Source organism: Limosilactobacillus coleohominis 101-4-CHN (assembly GCF_000161935.1).
Taxonomy (GTDB): domain Bacteria; phylum Bacillota; class Bacilli; order Lactobacillales; family Lactobacillaceae; genus Limosilactobacillus; species Limosilactobacillus coleohominis_A.
The window spans coordinates 43,543-67,001 of record NZ_GG698807.1; the positions used below are offsets into that span (position 1 = coordinate 43,543).

Annotated in this window: 21 protein-coding genes and 1 pseudogene; 20 read left to right on the top strand and 2 right to left on the bottom strand. The window is 41.8% G+C overall.

Going from position 1 to position 23,459, the window contains the following annotated elements; translation table 11 throughout:
- Positions 1 to 67 precede the first annotated feature (67 nt).
- From gltX to HMPREF0501_RS08230, 3 genes are all read left to right on the top strand, one after another.
- The gene (gltX, locus tag HMPREF0501_RS08220) at positions 68 to 1,576 is read left to right on the top strand and encodes a glutamate--tRNA ligase (RefSeq protein WP_006917543.1); all 1,509 of its coding nucleotides are present in this window, start codon (positions 68 to 70) and stop codon (positions 1,574 to 1,576) included.
- Positions 1,577 to 1,757: 181 nt separating this feature from the next.
- Positions 1,758 to 2,411 (top strand): deoxyribose-phosphate aldolase, encoded by a 654-nt coding sequence (deoC, locus tag HMPREF0501_RS08225; protein WP_006917544.1) that lies wholly within the window; start codon positions 1,758 to 1,760, stop codon positions 2,409 to 2,411.
- 67 nt (positions 2,412 to 2,478) lie between these two features.
- A complete protein-coding gene (locus tag HMPREF0501_RS08230; RefSeq protein WP_006917545.1) occupies positions 2,479 to 3,426 on the top strand; it encodes a sugar-binding transcriptional regulator in 948 nt (315 codons plus the stop codon).
- A 56-nt stretch (positions 3,427 to 3,482) separates the two neighbouring features.
- On the opposite strand, the pseudogene trpS reads toward HMPREF0501_RS08230, so the two are convergent.
- A pseudogene (gene trpS / locus HMPREF0501_RS08235) lies at positions 3,483 to 4,498 on the bottom strand (tryptophan--tRNA ligase).
- 269 nt (positions 4,499 to 4,767) lie between these two features.
- Positions 4,768 to 6,021: a tyrosine--tRNA ligase gene (gene tyrS / locus HMPREF0501_RS08240; RefSeq protein WP_006917547.1), complete on the bottom strand. Its 1,254-nt coding sequence runs from the start codon at positions 6,019 to 6,021 to the stop codon at positions 4,768 to 4,770.
- A gap of 576 nt (positions 6,022 to 6,597) precedes the next feature.
- Between tyrS and HMPREF0501_RS08245 the strand changes: the two genes are divergently transcribed.
- The 17 genes from HMPREF0501_RS08245 (at position 6,598) to HMPREF0501_RS08325 (ending at position 23,390) form a co-directional block, all read left to right on the top strand.
- Positions 6,598 to 7,956: an amino acid permease gene (locus HMPREF0501_RS08245; protein ID WP_006917548.1), complete on the top strand. Its 1,359-nt coding sequence runs from the start codon at positions 6,598 to 6,600 to the stop codon at positions 7,954 to 7,956.
- Between the two features lie 510 nt (positions 7,957 to 8,466).
- A complete protein-coding gene (locus HMPREF0501_RS08250) occupies positions 8,467 to 9,666 on the top strand; it encodes a NupC/NupG family nucleoside CNT transporter (RefSeq protein ID WP_006917549.1) in 1,200 nt (399 codons plus the stop codon).
- Between the two features lie 74 nt (positions 9,667 to 9,740).
- Positions 9,741 to 10,661 (top strand): ribonucleoside hydrolase RihC, encoded by a 921-nt coding sequence (gene rihC, locus HMPREF0501_RS08255; protein WP_006917550.1) that lies wholly within the window; start codon positions 9,741 to 9,743, stop codon positions 10,659 to 10,661.
- Positions 10,662 to 10,774: 113 nt separating this feature from the next.
- Entirely contained in the window at positions 10,775 to 11,503 is a 729-nt protein-coding gene (gene rsmG / locus HMPREF0501_RS08260; protein ID WP_006917551.1) for a 16S rRNA (guanine(527)-N(7))-methyltransferase RsmG, read from the top strand.
- A 24-nt stretch (positions 11,504 to 11,527) separates the two neighbouring features.
- Complete coding sequence (locus tag HMPREF0501_RS08265; RefSeq protein WP_040456262.1) at positions 11,528 to 12,448, top strand: nucleoid occlusion protein; 921 nt, start codon at positions 11,528 to 11,530, stop codon at positions 12,446 to 12,448.
- A gap of 20 nt (positions 12,449 to 12,468) precedes the next feature.
- Complete coding sequence (locus HMPREF0501_RS08270) at positions 12,469 to 13,239, top strand: ParA family protein (protein WP_006917554.1); 771 nt, start codon at positions 12,469 to 12,471, stop codon at positions 13,237 to 13,239.
- On the top strand, positions 13,226 to 14,119 hold the full coding sequence (locus HMPREF0501_RS08275; protein WP_006917555.1) for a ParB/RepB/Spo0J family partition protein: 894 nt from the start codon (positions 13,226 to 13,228) through the stop codon (positions 14,117 to 14,119). Before HMPREF0501_RS08270 ends, HMPREF0501_RS08275 begins: the two co-directional genes overlap by 14 nt.
- Positions 14,120 to 14,135: 16 nt before the next feature.
- Positions 14,136 to 14,333 (top strand): DUF951 domain-containing protein, encoded by a 198-nt coding sequence (locus tag HMPREF0501_RS08280; RefSeq protein ID WP_006917556.1) that lies wholly within the window; start codon positions 14,136 to 14,138, stop codon positions 14,331 to 14,333.
- A gap of 21 nt (positions 14,334 to 14,354) precedes the next feature.
- Entirely contained in the window at positions 14,355 to 15,452 is a 1,098-nt protein-coding gene (ychF, locus tag HMPREF0501_RS08285; RefSeq protein ID WP_006917557.1) for a redox-regulated ATPase YchF, read from the top strand.
- A 35-nt stretch (positions 15,453 to 15,487) separates the two neighbouring features.
- Positions 15,488 to 16,264: a DUF1129 domain-containing protein gene (locus tag HMPREF0501_RS08290; protein WP_006917558.1), complete on the top strand. Its 777-nt coding sequence runs from the start codon at positions 15,488 to 15,490 to the stop codon at positions 16,262 to 16,264.
- A gap of 89 nt (positions 16,265 to 16,353) precedes the next feature.
- A complete protein-coding gene (gene guaB / locus HMPREF0501_RS08295) occupies positions 16,354 to 17,496 on the top strand; it encodes an IMP dehydrogenase (protein ID WP_006917559.1) in 1,143 nt (380 codons plus the stop codon).
- Between the two features lie 158 nt (positions 17,497 to 17,654).
- The gene (locus tag HMPREF0501_RS08300) at positions 17,655 to 18,344 is read left to right on the top strand and encodes a response regulator transcription factor (protein ID WP_040456265.1); all 690 of its coding nucleotides are present in this window, start codon (positions 17,655 to 17,657) and stop codon (positions 18,342 to 18,344) included.
- Positions 18,345 to 18,442: 98 nt separating this feature from the next.
- The gene (locus tag HMPREF0501_RS08305) at positions 18,443 to 19,597 is read left to right on the top strand and encodes a sensor histidine kinase (RefSeq protein ID WP_006917561.1); all 1,155 of its coding nucleotides are present in this window, start codon (positions 18,443 to 18,445) and stop codon (positions 19,595 to 19,597) included.
- A complete protein-coding gene (locus tag HMPREF0501_RS08310) occupies positions 19,584 to 20,786 on the top strand; it encodes a D-alanyl-D-alanine carboxypeptidase family protein (protein WP_006917562.1) in 1,203 nt (400 codons plus the stop codon). The genes HMPREF0501_RS08305 and HMPREF0501_RS08310 overlap by 14 nt, the downstream gene beginning before the upstream one ends.
- A gap of 215 nt (positions 20,787 to 21,001) precedes the next feature.
- A complete protein-coding gene (locus HMPREF0501_RS08315; RefSeq protein ID WP_223206803.1) occupies positions 21,002 to 21,790 on the top strand; it encodes an AzlC family ABC transporter permease in 789 nt (262 codons plus the stop codon).
- Positions 21,790 to 22,209 carry an AzlD domain-containing protein gene (locus HMPREF0501_RS08320; RefSeq protein WP_006917564.1) on the top strand — a complete coding sequence of 140 codons (420 nt, stop codon included), beginning with the start codon at positions 21,790 to 21,792 and terminating at the stop codon, positions 22,207 to 22,209. The genes HMPREF0501_RS08315 and HMPREF0501_RS08320 overlap by 1 nt, the downstream gene beginning before the upstream one ends.
- A gap of 140 nt (positions 22,210 to 22,349) precedes the next feature.
- The gene (locus HMPREF0501_RS08325; RefSeq protein ID WP_006917566.1) at positions 22,350 to 23,390 is read left to right on the top strand and encodes an AI-2E family transporter; all 1,041 of its coding nucleotides are present in this window, start codon (positions 22,350 to 22,352) and stop codon (positions 23,388 to 23,390) included.
- Positions 23,391 to 23,459: the final 69 nt, after the last annotated feature.

The window sequence follows — 23,459 nt, forward strand, 5'->3', positions numbered from 1 at the left end:
GATGGGGATTCGCTAGGAGACCCATCTTTTTAGTAAGATTAATTTCTGATGGAGAGAGGATATTACTATGGATAAAAAGGTTAGAGTACGTTATGCTCCAAGTCCAACGGGCTTCTTGCATATCGGTAATGCACAATCTGCACTTTTTAACTATCTGTTTGCTCGTCACTTTAATGGAACAATGGTTCTTCGGATCGAAGATACTGATATTGCACGGAATGTGCCACACGGTGAAGAGTCGCAGATGGAGAACTTGCACTGGTTGGGTGTTGACTGGGATGAAGGTCCAGATAAGCCAAATCCTAAGTATGCCCCATACCATCAAACTGAACGTAACAAGGAAGGTATTTACCACAAGTACGTTCAAAAGTTAATTGACGAAGGCAAGGCCTACTATGACTACACCACTGAAGAAGAACTTCAAAAGATGCGTGAAGAACAAAAGGCCAAGGGTGAAACTCCTCGTTACGGTGGTCACTGGTACAACGCTAGCCAAGAAGAAATTGACGCTGCCAAGGCCAAGGGAATTAAGCCTTCTGTTCGTCTGCACTTACCAAAGGATCACACTCTAGAATGGGATGACTGGGCATTAGGTCACATTTCATTCAACTCTGACAACCTTGGTGGTGACTTTGTTATCGAAAAGAACAACGGAATGCCTACTTATAACTTTGCTGTTGTTATTGATGACTACTTGATGGACATTACCGACTGTCTCCGTGGTGCTGACCATATTGCCAACACACCAAAGCAAATTGCGGTTTACGAAGCCCTCGGTGTTGACCACCCACACTTCTGTCACATTTCACTGATCTTCAACCCAGCAACTGGTAAGAAGTTGAGTAAGCGTGATAAGAATACTCTGCAATTCATTAGCCAATACCACCGTCATGGTTACCTCAAGGAAGCTATCTTTAACTTTATTGCCTTCCTTGGTTGGTCACCAGTTGGTGAAAAGGAAATTTATTCTAAGGAAGAATTAATTAAGGCTTACGATCCTAACCGGATGTCTAACTCACCAGCTTACTTCGATCAACACAAGCTTGATTGGATGAACGCTGAATACATCAAGAAGATGTCAGTAGATGAATTAGCTGACCGGATTATGACCTTAGTTCATGAAAATGATTCTGAAGAAGCTAATAAACTGAATGATTTGAAGATGAGTGATGATGATCTTCGGGCATTGCTCAAGAAGGTTATTCACATTCACCAACGTGATGTTTACAAGTTAATCGAAATCATGGATTACGCTTGGTTCTATGCAACGATCTTAGACCAAGATCTTTCATACGATGATTTTGCAAACTTCGATAAGGATGAAACGCTTGCTGTATTGAACGGCATTAAGGATGCAGTAAAGGACTTGTCTGATGATACGACACCAGATGCTTACAATGACCTGATTAAGAAGGTTGGTAAGGATGTCAATGTTAAGGGACAAAAGCTTTACTTCCCATTGAACATTGCCTTCACTGGTAAGAGTTCTGCTCCACAAATCAACGAAATCATGGCAGTTTACCCAGTAGCTACTACTGTTAAGCTCCTTGATAAGGCAATTGCTTCATTGAACTAATTGCTTAAGGTAGTGAAATAGGCGATCTCAATTTTGAGATCGCCTATTTTTTTGGCATTGCTGCCAGGAGTATAATCTTAGTTTTTTATTCGTTAAAATGTTACATAATTTCAATAGCTATTGAAATTATGTAACAAAAGGATATAATGAAAATGATCAATAATAAAGGAGGAAGCTAGTCATGGAATTAAATCGGTACATTGATCATACTTTATTAGCACCTGATGCAACTGAGGAGCAAATTGATACAGTTATCCAACAGGCGATTGATAATCATTTTCATACGGTGATGGTCAATCCATATTGGGTAACTAAAGTTCATCAAGCATTGCAAGGGACAGATGTTGTAACGGCTTGCGTAATTGGCTTTCCACTTGGGGCCAATACCACGAAGATTAAAGTGGCAGAGGCACAGGACGCAATTGAAAATGGTGTTGACGAAATTGACATGGTTATGAATATTGGTGAACTAAAGTCAGGACATGATGATAAAGTTGCTGCAGATATTCAAGCCGTTGTGAATGCTGGTCATCAAGCAAATAAAATTGTAAAAGTGATTTTAGAGACCTGTTTATTAACGGATGACGAAATTACACGTGCTTCACAAATGGCTGCTGATGCTGGGGCTGATTTCGTTAAGACTTCCACCGGCTTTTCTACTGAAGGAGCAACGGTTCATGCAGTGGAAATTATGGCAGCTGCTGTTAAGGGAACTCGCACTGCGGTTAAAGCCTCAGGTGGCATTCACAGCACGGCGGAAGCAGAGGCGATGATTAAAGCTGGTGCAACACGATTAGGTGTAAGTCATAGTATGGAAGTAATCGGGAAAAAATAACTTATTCACAACACCAGCCAATTTAAGGTATGATAAAACATAGTGATAAGAGGCGGGGTGGAATAAGATGGTATCGCAAAAGCAAATTCGACAAGCAGTAGAAGTTAGCAAATTGTACTACTTAAAAGGCATGACCCAAGCGGAAATTGCTCGTGAATTGAAACTTTCACGGCCAACGGTGTCTCGGGCCATCCAATTTGCCCGTGACCAACGAATTGTTCAAATTAAGATTGATGATCCGTTACATTATGTTCATAGTTTAGGCCAACAGTTAAAGCAAAAGTATCATTTGTCTCAAGCGATTATTGCTGAACCTATTGATGATGAGCCACAATCGATTTTAACGGCACTTGGGGAAGCAACTGCCCAACTTCTACCGACACTTGTCCAAGATAATGATATTATCGGGGTTAGTTGGGGTCAGACTTTGAATGCGGTGGCGAAATATTTACAGCCAAGTGATCGTAAACACATTCAAGTTGTTTACCTCAAGGGGACGGTCGCTAACTCTACTCATAATAATTTTGTGGTCAACGTTACTAAAGCCTTCAATAAGAATTTTCATACACAAGCACAAATTTTACCGTTACCGGTCATCTTTGATAATGCTAAGATTAAATCAATGGTGGTGCAGGACCACTTTATTGATCAAATCCTAACGACGGCTAGGCACGTTAATGTGGCCGTGTTTACCGTTGGTACGACTGAAGATAACGCAACATTATTTAGTTTAGGCTATTTGAATACATCTGAAATAAAAAAGTTACAAAGAACGGCGGTTGGTGATATCGTTTCACAATTTGTTGATGAACAGGGACAGATTGTTGATCCGGAATTAGCCAAACGAACGATGGCCATTCCGCTTGACGTTTTAAAAGCAACCCGTCAATCCATCCTGGTTGCTGGTGGAATGAACAAGTTACCGGTGATCCAAGCAGCCTTAAATGGCAGATACGCTAATGTTCTAGTAACAGATTTACACAATGCTCAAGCATTATTAGATGAAAATGAATAGGAAAATGGCGATCATCTGCTCTGATGATCGCCATTTTTCATTCACGATTAGGTTAATTATTCAAAGTAGTTCAAGCCCATGGCTTCCTTAACTTCATGCAGGGTCTTGTTAGCTACTTGATTAGCTTTTTCAGAACCATGCTTCAGCATGTCGTAAACGGCCGGGATGTCCTTAGCAAATTCTAGACGCCGTTCACGAATTGGGGTTAATTCTTTATTCAAAACTTCAAACAGGTATTTCTTGATCTTTACGTCACCAAGGCCGCCTGCCCGGTAATGGTCCTTGAGTTCTTGCACCTTTTCCTTATCGTCGTCAAAGATGTCTAGGTAAGTGAAGACAATGTTACCTTCAACTTGGCCGGGATCTTCAACGTGGATATGGTTCGGGTCAGTATACATTGACATTACTTTTTTACGTAACGTATCCTCATCATCGGATAGGTAAATACAGTTACCAAGCGACTTGCTCATCTTGGCATTACCATCAAGTCCAGGGATTCGCCCTTGTCCTTTTGGTGGAAAGACCCCTTCAGGTTCTACAAGTACATCACCGTAAATGGAGTTAAATGTTCGAACGATTTCACGTGCTTGCTCCAGCATTGGTTCTTGGTCATCGCCAACCGGAACGAGCTCGGCCTTAAATGCAGTGATATCACATGCTTGGCTAACCGGGTAAGTTAGGAATCCAGCGGGAATGGAACGATTGAAATTCTTTTGCTGAATTTCTGACTTAACAGTTGGGTTTCGTTCCAACCGGGAAACGGTAACTAAGTTCAGATAGTACATGTTGAGCTCAGAAAGCGCCGGGATTTGTGACTGAACGTAGATGGTTGATTTTTCTGGATCAAGTCCCACCGCCAAGTAATCTAGTGCAACTTGGATGAGACTATTACGGATTTTTCTGGATCCCGGGCGTTGTCGGTCAGAGCTTGTTGATCCGCAATCATGATATATGGATCATACTTGCCACTGTTTTGCATTTTGACCCGTTCGCGCAGTGAACCAACGTAGTGACCGATGTGAAGGTGACCAGTTGGTCGGTCACCAGTCAAAATTACCTTTTTTTCTGTCATAATGATCAATCCTTTCGAATAAAACTGGGTAAAAGAAAATCGCCCCATTTTCCACTTGGAAAATAGGACGATTAACCGCGGTGCCACCTAAATTATGTACAGGAGCTGTACATCACTCATTCAATATTTAACTGCTTCTGGCGGCTCCACTTCGCACTTCCGTTGGCTTCTTTCAGCGGGTATCAGCCATCTCTGTTGTTTGGTCATGCTACTATTACCACGTCATTGAATTACTTAAATTGTAACTGATTTAAAAAATCTTGCAACCCTTACTTTGTAACTTTGGCTAAAGTGTAGTGCTTCTTACCACGACGCACCACGACGTACTTACCATCAAAGTGATCTGCCGGGTTAATTTCAGCTTCGATATCCGTAACTTTTTCACCGTTGACGGTAATGGCGCCGTTCTTAACGTCTTCACGAGCCTGCCGCTTGGAAGGTTCAATATTGGTATTGACCAGCCAGTCCACAATGTTAACCACATCTGCCGAAATATCTACTGATGGGGCGGACTTGAAGGCCTGCTCGATATCTTCGGTGGTTAGATCTTTAATGTCACCCTTGAATAACAATTGAGAAATTTCTTCAGCGTGCTTGGTGGCAGCTTCGCCGTGGACAAAAGTAGTGACTTCCCGTGCCAATGTCCGTTGAGCTTCCCGCTTCCAAGGTTCCTTCTCAACCTTTTCAGCCAGGTCATTAATTTGATCTTGATCAAGGAATGTGAAGTACTTGAGGTATTTCACAACGTCGCGATCATCTTGGTTCAGCCAGAATTGGTAGAATTCGTATGGTGACGTCTTCTTCGGATCTAGCCAAACTGCGCCACCAGCAGTTTTACCGAACTTTGTACCGTCGGCCTTGAGCATCAGTGGAATTGTTAGTCCAAAGACCTTGGTTTCGGGACCTTCCACCTTATGAATTAAGTCAATTCCAGAAGTAATGTTACCCCATTGGTCTGATCCACCGATTTGGAGTTGGACGTCATTGTTGCGGTAGAGGTGGAGAAAGTCAACCGCTTGAAGAATTTGGTAGGTAAATTCAGTGAAGGAAATTCCGTTATCCAGCCGACTAGCAACGACTTCCTTATTTAACATCGTATTAACATTGAAGAGTTTACCGTAATCACGCAGGAATTCAATCATAGAAATCTTGGAAAGCCAGGTGTAATTGTCCACGATGGTAAAGTTTTCGGTCCCAAATAACTTTTTCATTTGTTCAGTGAGGGCCTTTTTATTATGTTCCAACTGCGATTCAGTCTGCAGAGTTCGCTCAGTCTTTCGTCCGGAAGGATCCCCAATGGCACCAGTACCGCCACCGATAATGATTACCGGGTGGTGGCCAGCGAGTTGGAATCGTTTCAGCATCATGAATGGAATTAAGTGTCCAATGTGGAGACTATCACCTGTTGGGTCCGTCCCACAGTACAAACTAATTTGTTTTTCATTCGTTAATTCGCGGAGGCCGTCTTCATCAGTAACTTGATTAACTGCACCACGCCATTTTAATTCATCAACAATGTTCATCTAGAATCCCTCCATTTGTTAGTAACAACGAAAAAACGTCCCAAGACACTCAAGTCTTGGGACGAAGTGAACCGTGGTACCACCCATTTTCGTACGTTACGTACCTTAATTAACATTATTTAAAAGATTGGTGATTAATAATGATCAGTTGTAATTCGTCAACCTCCTATGCATTAGCTTCCACATCACCGCTAACTCTCTGCACCAGGGAAGAGGTTCCTACTAGGACTGTTAATCAACCGTTGATTGCATTAAACAATGAATTAACTTAAAAGTCAAGGTAGATAAATCGAATTTTTTTAAATGAAACCGATTTAATGTTCGGAAACGTGTTGACAGGTTATGAGATTTCAGTATAATTATCATTAACTTTTAATAAGAGCGACCAACAGAGAGACTAATCTGAGCTGAAAGTTAGTCGTCGTTCATGGCATTAATTCACGCGTGAAATGGGTGGTTCCATTATTGACCGAGAGGTAAGTCCAAATGGCTTATAAAGATGGGTGGAACCGCGTTGACAAACGTCCCTGGTATTTGTAGTACCAGGGGCGTTTTTTTGTGAAAGGAGATTAAAAGATGGATGAACAACAAGAACAAAAATTATCACGCTCACTAAAAAGTCGTCATATCACGATGATTGCAATTGGTGGTGCCATCGGTACTGGACTCTTCTTGGGATCCGGGAGTGCCATCAAAGCCGCCGGGCCATCAATTATTTTGACATATTTGATTGTCGGAATCTTCTGTTTCTTTATGATGCGCGCCCTTGGTGAACTTTTGCTCGCTGATACTAGTAAACATTCCTTTATTGATTCAGTGAAGGAATATCTTGGCGATCGGATGGAATTTATTGCTGGCTGGACGTATTGGTCGTGTTGGTTGAGTCTTGCGATGGCAGATTTGACCGCGACCGGGATTTACTTAAAGTACTGGTTTCCTAATTTACCACAGTGGATTGGTCCGCTCGTGATTATTATTTTGCTGATGTTGGTTAACATGGTTAACGTGGGGTTATTTGGTGAACTTGAATCCTGGTTTTCCACGATTAAGGTTTTAGCAATTGTCGCACTAATTGTTGTTGGTTTAGTGATGGTGATTTTACAGACACCAACGAAGACAGGTCACGCTAGTTTAGTGAACCTAGTAAGCCATGGTGGATTCTTCCCGAAGGGGCCAATTGGTTTCTTGATGTCGTTTCAAATGGTTGTTTTTGCCTTTGTTGGAATTGAAATGGTTGGTTTAACCGCTGGGGAAACTAAAAACCCAGAGACAGATATTCCTAAGGCAATTAATACTCTGCCAGTTCGGATTGGGTTATTCTACATTGGTTCAATGCTCGCAATTATGTCGGTCTACCCTTGGACGGATATTAAGACGAGCTCGAGCCCGTTTGTTCAAGTCTTTGCGGGAATTGGGGTGACAGGTGCAGCCGCCATTTTAAACTTTGTGGTACTGACTGCTGCTATGTCAGCCACTAATAGTGCTATCTTCTCAACTAGTCGTTCGTTGTACTCACTGGCTGCTGGTGGGAATGCACCAGCTCGTTTCCAAAAATTGAGCGCTAAGGCAGTACCAAATCAGGCGTTGCAATTCTCTTCACTAATCCTATTTGTGGTGGTTATTTTAAACTACGTGATGCCTGCGGGAATTTTCGAATTAATTTCCGGAGTGTCAACCATTAACTTTATTTTTGTATGGCTCTTTATTCTGTGGTGCCATATTAAGTACCGCCAAGCTCATCCAAAGGGAGTGGCTGGGTTCTCAATGCCAGGATTCCCAGTAACGGATTGGTTAACCATTATTTTCTTTGTTGCGGTCCTGATTATTTTGCTCTTTATTCCATCAACGCGTCCAGCGTTATTTGTTTCGGTGTTGTTTTTTATTTGTCTATTTATTGGGTATACGTTTGTGGAACGTTCGCGACAACACAAATAAATCATAACGCTTTCATTACCGTAATGAACGGATTCAATTGCTATTTTAATTCATGAGAATTATAATAAAGATGTGGAAAGATCAGTACCGTTGCCTGATAACAACCTGTAAATAACAGGAATCACTCTTACCCCCACATCACATCAACTAAATAAGGTCAAAAGACTAGTTGTCGAATTATTTCGGGATCTTCGGACCCCCTTAGAACACTAATTTAAGTTACTTAATTGAGATACAGTTTAAAATTGGAACAATGAAGTACGCAACGGCAGATAGTCTTTCCAAAATATAGCACCAAGCAATTGCTTGGTGCTTTTTGTTTATTCGGTGATGTAAAGCGTTATACTTTTGATATTTATTCAGTTCGGTGAATAAATGAAGGGGGACGGCGGAAATCGCTTTACACGGTATCAATCGTCAGGTATAATTATTACAAAGTCGATTGCAAAATCTATGTAATTAGACTCGTTGTGCAATTATTCGATTTCTATACAGAAAGGTGCTGACATAATGTATCTTGCGATTAATATCGTTGGACTATTAGTTTTCTTGCTAATTGGGTTCCTTTTCTCCAAGGACAAGAAAAACATTAATTGGAAAGCTATTGCAGTGATGGTGGTTATCAACATCATCCTGGCAGCCTTTTTGATTGGCTCGCCAGTCGGTCGGCGGGGTGTTCAAGCTGCTGCGGATGGCTTTGTTTGGCTAGTAGACGCTTCAGCTAAGGGGACCACTTTTGCGCTTGGTTCCTGGTATAATGCCAAGAATTTGAACTTTATTTGTTCTGCGCTGATGCCAATCTTGATGGTTGTTCCATTGTTCGATATTTTAACCTACATCGGTTTCCTGCCATGGATAATTAAATGGATTGGTCGGGGGTTGTCATTTATTACCGGTCAACCGAAATTTGAATCGTTCTTCGCAGTTGAAATGATGTTCTTAGGGAACACCGAAGTATTGGCCGTTTCCGAATTACAATTGCGGAAGATGTCTAAGGCACGGAACTTAACGATTGCCATGATGTCAATGTCATGTATTACCGCAGCAATGGTTGGCTCATATGTTGAAATGATGCCTGGTCGTTACATTTTAACGGCGATTCCGATTAACATCATTAACTCACTGATTGCCACTAGTTTGATGAACCCAGTGAAGGTTGATCCGGCCGAGGATACGATTGTGACGGTTAATGACACGGATGCTAAAAAGGAACCATTCTTTAGTTTCTTGGGTGACTCAATTTTGGGCGCCGGTAAGCTGATTTTGATTATCATTGCTAACGTGGTTGCGTTCGTTGCATTAGCCGCATTGATTGATAAGATTTTAGGGCTCTTCTGGAAGCCACTTTCACTAGAAAGTATCTTAGGGGTCATCATGTTCCCGTTCTCCTGGCTAATGGGATTAAATGTCCACGATGCGTGGATTCTTTCTCAAAATATGGGGATGAAGTTGATCACCAACGAATTTGTTGTCATGGGTAGCATGACAAATAAGATCGCGCATTTCGATCCGCACTTCCAAGCAGTCCTGACAACGTTTGTAACTTCATTTGCTAACTTTGGGACGCTTGGAATGATCATTGGTGCCTTTAAGGGACTAGTTGATAAAGATACGAACAACTACATTGCGCGCAATATTGGTTACCTAGTTCTTTCAGGGATTTTGGTCTCTCTGTTGTCAGCTGCAATGGTTGGTTTATTCGTTTGGTAATTAAAAATGATTGATTGGAGGCTGGCGGGAACGACAGTCTCCTTTTGTTACTTAATAGGAAAGGATGCCAGAAAATGACTACGAAAATTATTATGGATACGGATCCAGGAATTGATGACGCAGCTGCTTTGACGATGGCAATCAATAACCCAGAAATTGATTTAAAACTAGTGACTGCAGTTGCTGGAAATGTCAAAGTTGATAAAACAACGGCGAACGCACTTAAAATTGTGCATTTCTTTGGAAAAAACGATACTATTCCCGTGGCTGCTGGGGCGGCTGAACCATTAATCAAACCATTTGAAGACGCTGCTCGGATTCACGGTGAGTCTGGAATGGAAGGGTACGACTTTGGTGATGATTACGGTCAACCAATTGCTAAATCAGCGGTACAAGCACTTCGTGATACAATCATGGCTGAAGATGAAATTACTTTAGTGCCAACTGGTTCATACACTAACATTGCGTTGCTTTTCAAGGAATACCCTGAAGTAAAGAGTCATATTAAGCAGATTGTGGCAATGGGTGGTTCCCTTTCTGGTGGCAATATGACGAGTGTGGCCGAATTTAATGTCTTTACCGATCCGGATGCGGCACGAATTATGTATAATTCTGGCATTCCAATTGTGATGGTTGGTTTAGATGTAACATTGAAAGCGTTGCTGACAGATGACAGTCTCAATCAGCTTAAAGATATGAACGAAACTGGTAAAATGTTGTATGGTTTAATCAGTCACTATAATGATGTCAGCGGTGGAGCCAAGGGTCGGCCAATGCATGACGTCAATACGATTTTCTACTTATTGCACCCTGAGGCCTTCACTACTAAGAATTTATGGATTGACGTCCAAACTAGTGGCCCAGCAATTGGGGCAACGGTCGGTGACATTCGTGGTGCGTACCATGATAGCAAAACTAATGCCAAGGCGTGCGTTGATATTGATGCCGACTTCTTTAACCAATGGTTCCTAGCACAAGTTGCTAAAATGAAATAAAGCCAATTGAAACAATGAATTAGCTCCCGTGAATGCTTGAAACGGGGGCTTTTTTAAGGTAAAGTAAAAAGGTAACGTGAAACAATTTCGTGTTTCACGGAAAGGACGGTAGAATGACTCCAGAAGAATTTCGTCAAGCGTTAGCTAACCAAGGGATTCAATTGACTGATCATCAAATGAATCAATTTGCTCAGTATTATCAAGATTTAGTAGCTACCAATCAGGTTGTTAATTTAACCCGTATTACGGATGAAAAAGATGTTTACTTGAAACACTTTTATGATTCCATTACCGGTAGTTTTGCTCTGCCAGCATTACGGACCGAAAGTCTGAGTTTATGTGATATTGGAGCTGGGGCTGGTTTCCCATCATTACCATTGAAGATTGCGTTTCCCCAATTAAAGGTAACGATTGTTGATTCATTGAACAAACGGATTAACTTTTTACAAGAATTAGTTGCTCGTCTTAATCTGGATAACGTGACGTTAGTCCACTCAAGAGCGGAAGATTTTAGTAAAAAGGGAAGCGCCCATCGGGAAAACTATGATGTGGTAACAGCGCGTGCTGTTGCACGTTTATCCGTACTGAGTGAGCTGTGTTTACCCGCTGCCAAAGTGGGAGGCATTTTTCTGGCATATAAGGCACAAGCAGCCGCGGATGAATTAACTTCAGCGACGCGGGCAATCGCTAAGTTGGGTGGCCAAAAACGGAATGTTTACTCATTAGAATTGCCAACTAAACCAGAACCAGAGGAACGAAACTTATTAATTATTGATAAACTAACCGCAACGCCTCAGCAATATCCGCGACGGGCGGGGACACCTGCGAAAAAACCATTATAGTTATTAAAATGAGGGAGAATGAGTATGGCATTTTCAATTTTTGGCATTGGTAAAAATCATCACGATACAAAAAATGAAGTGGTAGAGATTCCGTTAGATCAAATTGAGCCCAACCGTTATCAACCACGGCAGGTTTTTGATGAAGAAGGAATTCAAGAATTAGCCGCAACTATTGATGCACATGGCTTGCTCCAGCCGATTATTCTCCGTGAATATGAACCAGCAAAATATGAAATTATCGCCGGTGAACGCCGCTTTCGGGCGATGAAGTTATTGCAATGGGAAAAGGCACCGGCGATTGTGGAGAAGATGAACGATCACGAAACCGCATCGTTAGCCTTGATTGAAAATTTACAACGATCTGAATTAAGTTCAGTGGAAGAAGCCCAAGCCTATGAAAAGCTGATGGACTTAAATCATTTAACACAGGCGAAGTTGGCTAAGGGTGTCGGAAAGAGTCAATCCGCGGTTGCCAACAAGCTGCGGCTGCTGAAGTTGATTGTTCCAGTTCAAAATGCCATTCTGGATGGGTTAATTACCGAACGTCATGGTCGGGCACTTTTAAATCTTAATGATGATCAGCAACGTAAAATGTTAATGCGGATTGTGAACGAAAAATTGAACGTTCGGCAAACGGAAGATGAAGTGGCCCGCCTCCAAGGAAAGCCTCTGCCATCTGAAGTAGAAGCCCAAAAAGAGCAGGAACGACTTGCAAACGAAGAAAATGTGAAGGTTAAGAAACCAAAGAAACGGTCTGTTAAACATAAGCCTGCCAAAAAAGCCTCTCCAGCACCTAAAATTAAGATCAGTGATCCGCGAATTGCCATGAACACCATTAAGGAATCCGTGAAAATGATTAATGATAGTGGATTGGATGCTGAATTGTCTGAGCAAACCTTAAAAAATGCTTATAAGATAACCATTAAGATTCCAAAGCAAAAGTAATAACGAAAGGAGCTGACACGATGGGAACAGTAATCGCACTGGCTAATCAAAAAGGTGGGGTTGGTAAAACCACCACCAGTGTCAACCTGGGTGCCTGTTTAGCGGATGCTGGCAAGCGAGTTTTGCTTATTGACTTAGACCCGCAAGGTAACGCCACTAGTGGCCTTGGCATTGATAAAAAGAAGATCGAGCAGAGCGTCTATGATGTGCTAATTAATGATGTGGAATTGAGCGCGGTCATTCAGCCAAGCAGTCATCAGGGATTAGACATTGCACCGACAACAATTGAATTATCAGGTGCAGAAGTTGAGTTAACTTCTATGATGGCCCGGGAGACCCGGTTAAAGGATGGGTTTGCTGACGTTCAGGATCAATATGATTATATTTTGATTGATTGCCCGCCTTCGCTGGGATTATTAACGATTAACGCCTTTACAGCTGCTAATTCTATTTTGATTCCAGTTCAGAGTGAATACTATGCTTTGGAAGGCTTGAGTCAATTAATCAATACGATTCAGCTGGTTCGAAAACATTTCAATAAGGACCTTAAGATAGAGGGAGTTTTATTGACGATGTTCGATAAACGCACTAACCTCGGTCAGGAAGTCAATGCGGAAGTAAAAAAGTTTTTTGGCTCCCAAGTATACGAGACTGTCATTCCACGGAATGTTCGTTTGTCAGAGGCGCCCAGTCATGGTTTGGCCATCATTGATTACGATAAAAGATCGACGGGTGCCAAGGTTTACCAACAATTAGCAAAGGAAGTGTTGGCTGCTCATGGCGAAAAATAAGAAGATGGGTCTGGGACGGGGCATTGAAGCCCTGTTTGAGGATAACAATTTAGAAGAAGCGCAGACGGGCGAAAATGTTGTTGATCTCAAACTATCAGCAATTCGTCCTAATCCGTACCAGCCACGTCGCATTTTTGACCAAAAGGCGTTAAAGGAATTAGCTAAATCGATTAGTGAATCTGGAGTTTTTCAGCCAATCATTGTGCGCCAACCGGATTCGCAAATCGAGCGGTACGAAATTATCGCTGGTGAACGCCGTTATCGGGCTTCGAAGTTGGCTAAGCAGACAACGATTCCCGCCATTGTTCGGGACTTTGATGATGAACGGATGATGGAAGTCGCGGTCTTGGAAAATCTGCAACGGGAAGATTTGACCCCACTAGAAGAGGCGCAAGCCTACCAAACATTAATGGATAAGCTGATGCTTACCCAAGCAGAAGTTGCCAAGCGGCTTGGTAAAAGCCGGCCGTACATCGCCAATTATTTACGGTTGTTGAGCCTTCCTGAAAGTGTTAAAGAATCCTTACAAGCTGGTGAACTTTCAATGGGGCAGGCGCGGACACTACTGGGCCTTAAAGATAAGCAGAAGGTTGCAGTGGTTGCGCGAAAGGCCATTACTAACCGGTTGACGGTTCGTCAATTAGAAGACTTAGTAGCCTCAATGAATAATGACCATGGTCATAAGAACCATAAAAAGAAGGTTCAACATCATAAGTCACCATACTTGCGGGAAGCTGAAAATGAGTTGCAAAGTAAGTTTGGAACCAAAGTGGCGGTGGCTCCCGCAGCAAAAAAGAATACTGGAAAGATTGAAATTCCGTATACTTCTGCTGATGATTTAACTAGGATTTTGGAATTGCTCGGGATTTCATTTGATTAGGACAGGAGTGATCATAATGGAAGATTACGCACTAAACGACATTGTAATGATGAAGAAGCAGCACCCATGTGGCACAAACCGTTGGCAAATTATTCGGGTCGGTGCGGATATTAAAATTCAATGTACGGGTTGTGGGCACATCGTGATGATGAGTCGCTATAACTTTGATAAACGAATGAAGAAAGTTCTCGAAAAAGCAGACCAAGAAAATTAAAAAAAGGAACGTGAAAAGAAAATGTCATTAACTGCAGGAATTGTTGGATTACCAAATGTGGGGAAGTCCACGCTGTTTAACGCAATTACGAAGGCTGGTGCCGAAATGGCAAACTACCCGTTTGCTACGATTGATCCGAATGTTGGGATGGTAGAAGTTCCGGATCCACGTCTGGACCGAATTAACGAATTGATTCCCGCTAAAAAGATTGTCCCAACTACCTTTGAATTCACGGATATCGCCGGAATTGTTAAAGGGGCTTCCAAAGGGGAAGGTCTTGGGAACAAGTTTTTGGAAAACATTCGTCAAACTGATGCTATCGTGCACGTTGTTCGGGCGTTTGATGATAACGACATTACCAGTGTTACGGGTAAGGTTGACCCAATTGAAGATATTGACACCATTAATCTGGAATTAATTATGGCTGATTTGGAGTCCGTCAATAATCGGCTTAGCAAGGTGCAACGGGCAGCCAAGGGTCGTGATAAGGACGCTTTGGCGGAATTAGCGGTTTTGAATAAGATTAAGCCAGTGCTCGAAGATGGTAAGAGTGCACGGACGATTGATTTTTCTGAGGATGAGCAAAAGATTGTTAAGGGACTATTCTTACTAACGACCAAGCCAGTACTTTACGTTGCTAACATTGCGGAAGAAGATATGGCCGATCCAGACAGTAACAAATACATGGATGCCATCAAGGAACACGTGGCTGGCGAAGGTGAAGTCATCGGTGTCGCAGCAGCTGCTGAAGAATCCATTGCCGAAATGGACGATGACGAAAAGGCTGACTTTCTAGAAATGGAAGGGGTCAAGGAACCTGGCTTAAACCGATTGATTCGCGCGGCTTATAAGCTATTGGGCCTCGAAACGTTCTTTACTGCCGGTGGTCCAGAAACCCGTGCGTGGACTTACCGGAAGGGAACTAAAGCCCCTCAAGCGGCAGGAATTATCCACTCAGACTTTGAACGTGGTTTTATTCGGGCTGAAGTAATGAGTTTTAGTGATTTAGACGAACTTGGTTCTGCAGCGAAGGTTAAAGAAGCCGGTAAACTACGTCTTGAAGGTAAAGATTACGTGATGCAGGATGGTGACATTGTTGAATTCCGTTTCAACGTTTAATTGAGGAATTTAACAGCATAGAGAGGAGTAACACTGTGAGTGAACAACCACGGAATGCCGCTGCTGGTCAACGGCAGAAGCAATATATTAAAGAAAATAATAAAGAAGCGGGCAAGACCTTTAGTGAATATGGTTTAACCCGTAAAAACGAAGAGTTTGTTTACCAACTTAATAAGCAATTAGCTGCAAAGGGAATTGCTGCTGATAAAAAGAGCGAATATCTGGATGACACAATTAATAAGCTACAGGCAGGACAAAAGAAGGGGCAAACTGCAAAAGCGATGTTTGGCACCCCAACCGCTTATGTAGAGGAATTGACGAATCCCAAAAAGAAGGAAGCAACGGTTCAGGGAACGAGTAACTTTGGATTATTGGCGTTAGATAATGGAATGATGTTCTTTGCGATCTTCTCCTTCATGTTTGGGTTAATTGCATTTATGAATCCGGGATCACTCAGTCCGAATGGTCATTACGGAAGTTCGGGATTAACTGCAATTCTGATTGTAGCAATTGCTGGAGGTTTGCTTTTCGGTTACATTGCGAAAATTATGGCGCCATACAAGGATAAAAATACCGGTAAGGTTGTTCAACGGAGTCTGTGGGCACGAATTGGGATGATTGTCTTGGCCTTTGCGATCTGGATTGGAATTTACACGTTGACTGCTTTACTGCCGAATAGCATTAATCCGCAAACTAACAAGTGGGTATACATTATTCTAGGGATTGTTGTCTTTGGGGCTGACCTCTACTTACGGACACGGTTCCACATCGTGAATAACGTTTTTGCAGGGCAACCAAGAAATCGTCGGTAAAATTATAAATTCTAAAAATTTATCCTTGACCTGAAATGAATTTCCTAGTAGGTTAAGTACTAACAAAATTTACAAGGGAGTGTCGATTGATGGCAAATTGGGATACAAAGTTCGCAAAAAAAGGGTTAACGTTCGATGATGTTCTCTTGATTCCAGCAGAGAGTCACGTTTTACCAAACGAAGTTGACCTGAGCGTTCAATTAGCCAAGAATATTAAGTTAAACGTACCATTCATTAGTGCCGGAATGGATACCGTAACGGAAAGCTCAATGGCAATTGCAATGGCCTTGCAAGGTGGGATGGGAGTTGTTCATAAGAACATGTCCATTCAAGCCCAAGCGGGTGAAGTTGCCACGGTTAAGGGAGTTTCTTTGGCTGGTAATTTTGAAAAAGCTGCCACGGATGATCAGAATCGGTTGTTAGTTGCTGCTGCCGTTGGGGTCACTTCCGATACTTTTGAGCGTGCGGAAGCCCTCCTGAAGGCGGGTGCTGATGCCATTGTAATTGATACTGCTCATGGACATTCTGCAGGTGTTTTACGTAAGATTGCAGAAATTCGTGATCATTTCCCAGACGTTACGTTAATTGCGGGGAATGTAGCCACTGCTGAAGGAACCAAGGCACTCTTTGATGCAGGGGTCGATGTTGTTAAGGTCGGAATTGGACCTGGTTCTATTTGTACAACTCGCGTAGTTGCTGGTGTCGGAGTTCCACAAATTACTGCAATTTATGATGCAGCTTCTGTAGCTCGTGAATATGGCAAGACCATTATTGCGGATGGTGGAATTAAGTATTCTGGGGATATTGTTAAAGCGTTGGCGGCTGGTGGTAATGCAGTCATGCTTGGTTCCATGTTCTCAGGAACAACTGAAGCGCCTGGAGAAGTTTTCGAAGATCATGGTAAGAAGTATAAGGCTTACCGGGGAATGGGTTCTGTTGGGGCAATGGCCCAGTCCCATGGCTCGTCTGATCGTTACTTCCAAGGTGGTGTGAATGAGGCAAATAAGCTGGTTCCAGAAGGAATTGAAGCCCGAGTTGAATACAAGGGTGATGTGGCCGATATTATTTTCCAAATGGTCGGTGGTTTACGTTCTGGAATGGGTTACTGTGGTGCTGGTGATATCCAGACCTTGATCGACAATGCCCAATTTGTCCAAATTACCAATGCTGGTTTACGTGAATCCCATCCTCATGATGTGCAAATTACGAAGGCAGCACCAAACTATAAATAATTAAATTAGGATAATCGAAAAACAGGATTCGTGGAATGCGGATCCTGTTTTTCAGTTTGAAGTTAAATAAATATTTAAGGCCATCCGCAGATTGAGAATTATTAAGTTAAACAGTGTATAATTATCTCAGTTATATTCTCGTAAAAGGAGGAGCAACGATGAAAATTTTGGTTGTTGACGATGATAAGGAAATCGTTCAGTTACTAGAAATCTACGTTCGGAATGAAGGCTATGAACCAGTTTCAGCTTATAACGGCAAGGACGCCTTAACTAAATTAAATACCACTCCTGATATTGGGTTGGTCATTTTAGATTTAATGATGCCAGAAATGGATGGCATGGAAGTCATTAAGCGAATTCGGAAGGATTCTTCGATTCCAATTTTAGTATTGTCAGCTAAAACCGCTGATATGGACAAGATTCAGGGGTTAATTACTGGGGCAGATGATTATGTCACCAAGCCATTCAACCCGCTTGAAGTCATGGCGCGGGTTCGCTCATTGCTACGACGGAGCGAGGGTCAAATGACCAATGATCAGCCAGATATCCTCAATGTTGGTCCGCTTCAAATTAATAAGGATTCGCATGAAGTAAAGACCATTAATGGTGATCTCATTCAATTAACGGCGTTAGAGTTTGGAATTTTATACTTGTTAGCTTCTCATCCCAACCGGGTTTTCTCAGCTGACGATATTTTTGAACGAGTTTGGCAACAAGAATCGGTTGTCTCTGCCAAGACCGTGATGGTCCACGTTAGCCACCTGCGTGACAAAATTGAAGCGGCCACAGGCGGTGAAAAGGTCATTGAAACCGTTTGGGGTGTTGGCTATAAGGTTGAAGCACATTAGTATTAATTTAAGACTGGGAGACCCCCAGTCTTTTTAATTGGTAAACTATTGAAAAATGCTATAATAAAGCGTGAATTTAAAAAAGCGGGGAAAATACTTTGAAATTAACGGCACGGGAAAAAGGCTCTCTCTTTTTTGAGGGGATTATCACGGTTGTTTTATTAATCTTAATTAATTTAGCCTTAATCGTAATCATTCAAGATGTGATTCAAGATAATCCAGGAGTCGCCAGCGGGATTTTTATTATCAAAAAATCGTTAAAGATCGGACCATTTCAAGCACAGATTTGGTCGTACCAGCGAATTGTCATTGGGCTCTTTATTGTGATTGATATTTTTGTTGTGTGGTGGCGATTACTTCGACGTTATCATCAATATCAAATTAACCATATTATTAAAGAACTGCATTACATTGCGCAGGGACATTTAGATCATCGAATTCCTTTCCGCTTAAAGGGACGAACGCAGCACGTCGTGACCAGTGTAAATGCACTAGTAGATAGTGCGGTTCAATCCATGAATGATGAGCGGCAAATTGAAAAGTCGAAAGATGAACTAATTACCAACGTTAGTCATGATTTGCGAACCCCATTAACGAGCATCATTGGTTACTTGCGCTTGATTGAAGACAAGCAATATCATTCTGAAGAGGATATTCTTAAGTATTCGCACATTGCCTATGAAAAAGCTAAGCAAATGAAAAATATGGTGGAAGACCTATTTGAATATACAAAGGTCCAGCAACATGGGGCTCCAGTTAATTTTATGCCAGTTGACTTGGGACAGCTGTTGGAACAAGTTTGTGCCAGTTTCGAATTAGAAGGGGAAAATCGCGGAATTGAAGTCAGTTCGCAAACAACACCCACACCATTAGTGATTGATGGTGATCCCGAAAAATTAGGACGGGTCTTTAGTAATTTAGTGGCCAACGGAATTAAGTATGGTCATGGGGCTAGTTATATCCGTTTGGATGCCATTCAACACGGCGATCAAGTTACCGTAACGGTCGCCAATGATGGTGAACGAATTCCCGCAGATTCCCTGAGTCACCTGTTTGAACGGTTCTATCGAGTGGAAGCTTCTCGTTCGAAGGCAACTGGAGGGACTGGATTGGGCCTGGCAATCGTGAAAAGTGTGGTCGACCTGCACCATGGTAATGTTGAAGTTCAATCCAACGATAATCAGACGGCGTTTATTGTAACGTTACCAACCAAACAAGAAAAATCAGGAGCATCGAATTATGAAACACATTAAACAAGTGCTAGTTAGTTTCATAATTACCTTGGTGACCGTTTGTGGGGTCTGTTTTAACCGACTGCCAATTGCGCATGCAGCGACGGTGGATGCCCATGCGGCCTTTGCAATTGATGCCCAGACTGGCCAGGTTTTATACAACCATAATGGTGATCAACGATTAGCAGTGGCATCAATGAGTAAGTTACTAACGGTTGCCGTAATTGAAAATGAGATTAGTTCTGGAAAATTAAAGTGGTCAACGAAGGTTAAAATTACGTCGGCAGAAGCTAAGCTGTCAACTGCCAGTGGCTATTCGAACGTTCCTTTGAAGGCTAGCAAACAATACACAGTTAAACAGTTAACACAAGCGGCCTTAATTAAGTCTGGTGATGCAGCAACCATTGCATTAACCAGGGCTCAGGGGCGCAATACGCAACAATTTGTTCAGCAGATGGGGACAATGGCCAAACGGATTGGTTTGAGTAACTACCGTCTTTATAACGGTGTCGGTTTAGAAAATGGTGATATGGCCAGTTTTAAGTTGCCAAAGACTGCAAAAGCCGCGGAAAATCAAATGACTGCTCAGGATGTTGCTAAGGTTGCTCGGTATTTAATTCAAAATTATCCGGCAGTGCTGAAAATCACTAAACAACGAACGTTACGCTGGGACGGTAAAGATTATCCGAATAGCAATGAATTATTGCCTGGCAATGCGGCTGCCCCACAAAAGGTTAAGGTGGATGGTCTCAAAACGGGAACTTCTGATAAAGCTGGTCAGTGCCTAGTTTCCACCGGGACTTACCAGGGACACCGAATTATTACTGTTGTAATGCATGCTAATAATCGTTTTAGCCAAACAAAAGTCCTTTATGAAGAAGTCTTTGCCAATTGGCAACCAGTAAGGGGGAAGCAACGGCAAACCGTGAGTGTTAGTCATGGACAACGAAAAAATGTTCAAGTCGAAACTAAACATGCGGTGACAGTTTGGCAGCCGCAACATCAACCGGTAAAGGCCCAATTTATCGCAGATGCTCATGTGAAGGATGGGCAGAAGATTAAAGCGCCTCTAAAAAAGAATACCCGAGTTGGTAAATTACAGTATCGTAAATTGATGAATATCAATAATCAACCGCTACAATTTGGGGTATACCCAACAAATGAGGTTAAGCGGGCAGGCTTATTTGGCTGGTTTGCGAGTCTCTTTTAAGGATTTCCTTAGTAATTAATTTAATGTAAGTGGTTGCATTGATATTAAGTTAAATTTAAATATGATAAACTAATAGGGAATGTGTGTGTTTGGCATGCATGGTTAATCACAATGTAAAATTTGACTTCATTATCTTGGAGGATTGTTCATTGCAACAAAAAGCCCATCAAATTAATCCAGAAAAACAACCTTGGCTGGAAAATCTGGAAATTGCAATGCCATTATGTTTGAGTTACCTCCCAATTGGGGTTGCCTGCGGGATTCTGCTTCATGCTGCTGGGATGAACTTTTTACTAATTTTATTAGTATCCATAATGGTTTTTTCTGGTGGTGCGCAATTTATTTTGGCATCATTGTTAGTATTAGATGCACCAGTTTCAAGTATTTTTATGACCTTATTTTTTCTTGAATTGCGGTATGCACTGTTAGGGTCTAGTTTGTCGAAATACTTCCGTAACGAGTCACAACGGATGGTATTATTATTTTCGGCTTCAATGAATGATGAAAACTATGCCGTTAACTACCTTAAATTTGCGACCGATAAGAATTGGTCCACTCGTGATGCATTAATGGTTGAACATTATTCATTGATCTCATGGGCAAGCGGGAACTTGATTGGTGGATTAATCGGAAGTGCGGTTTCAATTGATTTTACAATTGTTGACTTTGCCTTGACAGCATTGTTTATCTACATGATCGTGATGCAAATTCAAAACAACATTACCTTTTTGATCTGTTTGCTCTCGGTGATAACGTCATTTTTCTTCCTGTTGCTTACCCGCAACACCATTGGAATTATTCTCTCAACACTGGTCACTTCATTAATTGGGTTTGCAATTGAAAATCGGGTCCGGAAGTATGCTAAGGACCCAGACAAAACGTGGATTTTGGGTAAAATTAAGCGACCGCGGATTACCAAAACCACGGTGGAAGATATGGAAGGGGACAATGCTCCTGATGAAGAACAACAACTCAATTCCGAATTACATGATGGAGATAAATAATGGTTAGTTTAAGCAATAGTCTAGTATTAGCTTCGCTAGTACCTAGTCATCACAATTTGACATACAACCTGATCGTCATTGTCCTTTCGGCATTAGCGGCGTTTATTCCTCGGTACTTTCCGATGCGGTTCTTTACTAACCGTAAAATTCCGGAATGGTTTAACGAATGGATGAAGTACGTCCCCGTCAGTTTATTTACGGCATTGGTGGTTAAAGGAATTTTTGTTGATTCCAAATACCATTTAATTGTGGATAAGCTTCACCTCTTTGGAAATACGATTATGGTATATGGTCTCGCGAGTTATTTAATCGCTACAGTTTGTGTTGGCTTGGTAGCATACTTTACACGTTCCATGCTTTCGTCGGTAATTGTAGGTTTAGGAGTAGTATGGTTATTGTCGATCACGATTGGCGTTTAATAAGATCTTTAGCTGGGGATGACTCCAGTTTCAATCAGTAACTTTATTTTACACGTTATCAGGAGTGAACGGAAAACTTTCGTTCGTGAACTGATTTTTGTTAAAATTGGGGTAATTGATAAAAAGAAGGTTATAGAAAGATGGAAAATGCATGGGCAAAGTTTACCAGCAACGTTCATTTGCACCGGACGGTAGTTTTATTAATGCTGATTGCAGTGCTGTACGTTGCGCGGGGCATGATGAACACGATTTTACTAACGTTCATTTTTACTTATCTAATTGTTCATTGGATCCGACTGGTCCAACGGTGGATTCCAAAATTACCAGTAACGGTTATTGTATTAGTAACATATATTCTCCTGATATGGGGGATCTATTATGTGGTAACGGATTATCTCCCCATGATTATTAATGAACTGGTCAAAATGGTGGATTCACTAATTAAATTTTATCAGGGTGACGATATGAAATGGTTTATGCGCTATGTTAATCGTTACGTCAGCACAGCCACTATTATTGAACAAGCAAAGCACGGGATGAGTTTTGCGGTTGACACCTTAACGCGAATTGGAACACTGACCATTTCACTTTTTATGTCGTTAATTTTAAGTTTCTTTTATACGATTGAACTGAAGCAAATGAATGAATTCTCGCATCAATTTTTAGAAACCAAGTATTTAAACTGGCTGTTTGGCGATATTTATTACTTTGGTAAGACGTTTGTGAATACTTTTGGGGTGGTTTTGGAAGCCCAATTTTTCATTGCCATCTGTAACACTGCGTTAACGATGATCTGTCTATCATTTATGAAGATGCCGCAGATATTTGCGTTGGGATTAATGGTTTTCATCCTGAGTCTGGTTCCGGTGGCTGGAGTAATCATTTCATTAATTCCACTCTGCTTAGTCGGCTACCAATCTGGCGGAATTCGGGACGTTATCTACATTATTATTATGATCATGGTTATTCATGCGCTGGAAGCGTACGTTTTAAATCCGAAATTTATGTCTAGTCGGACCGAATTGCCAATTTTCTATACATTCGTCGTGCTATTGGTAGCCGAACATTTATGGGGCACTTGGGGACTGATTGTTGGGGTGCCAGTCTTTACCTTTTTACTAGATATTTTCGGGGTAAAATCGGTTCAACGACATCGGGGCCCACGATCAATTCGAGAATAAGTATTTACATTTTCGTTAGAATCAACTATTCTAATTATATATTTACGAACTATTGATAGTTCTAAGTAA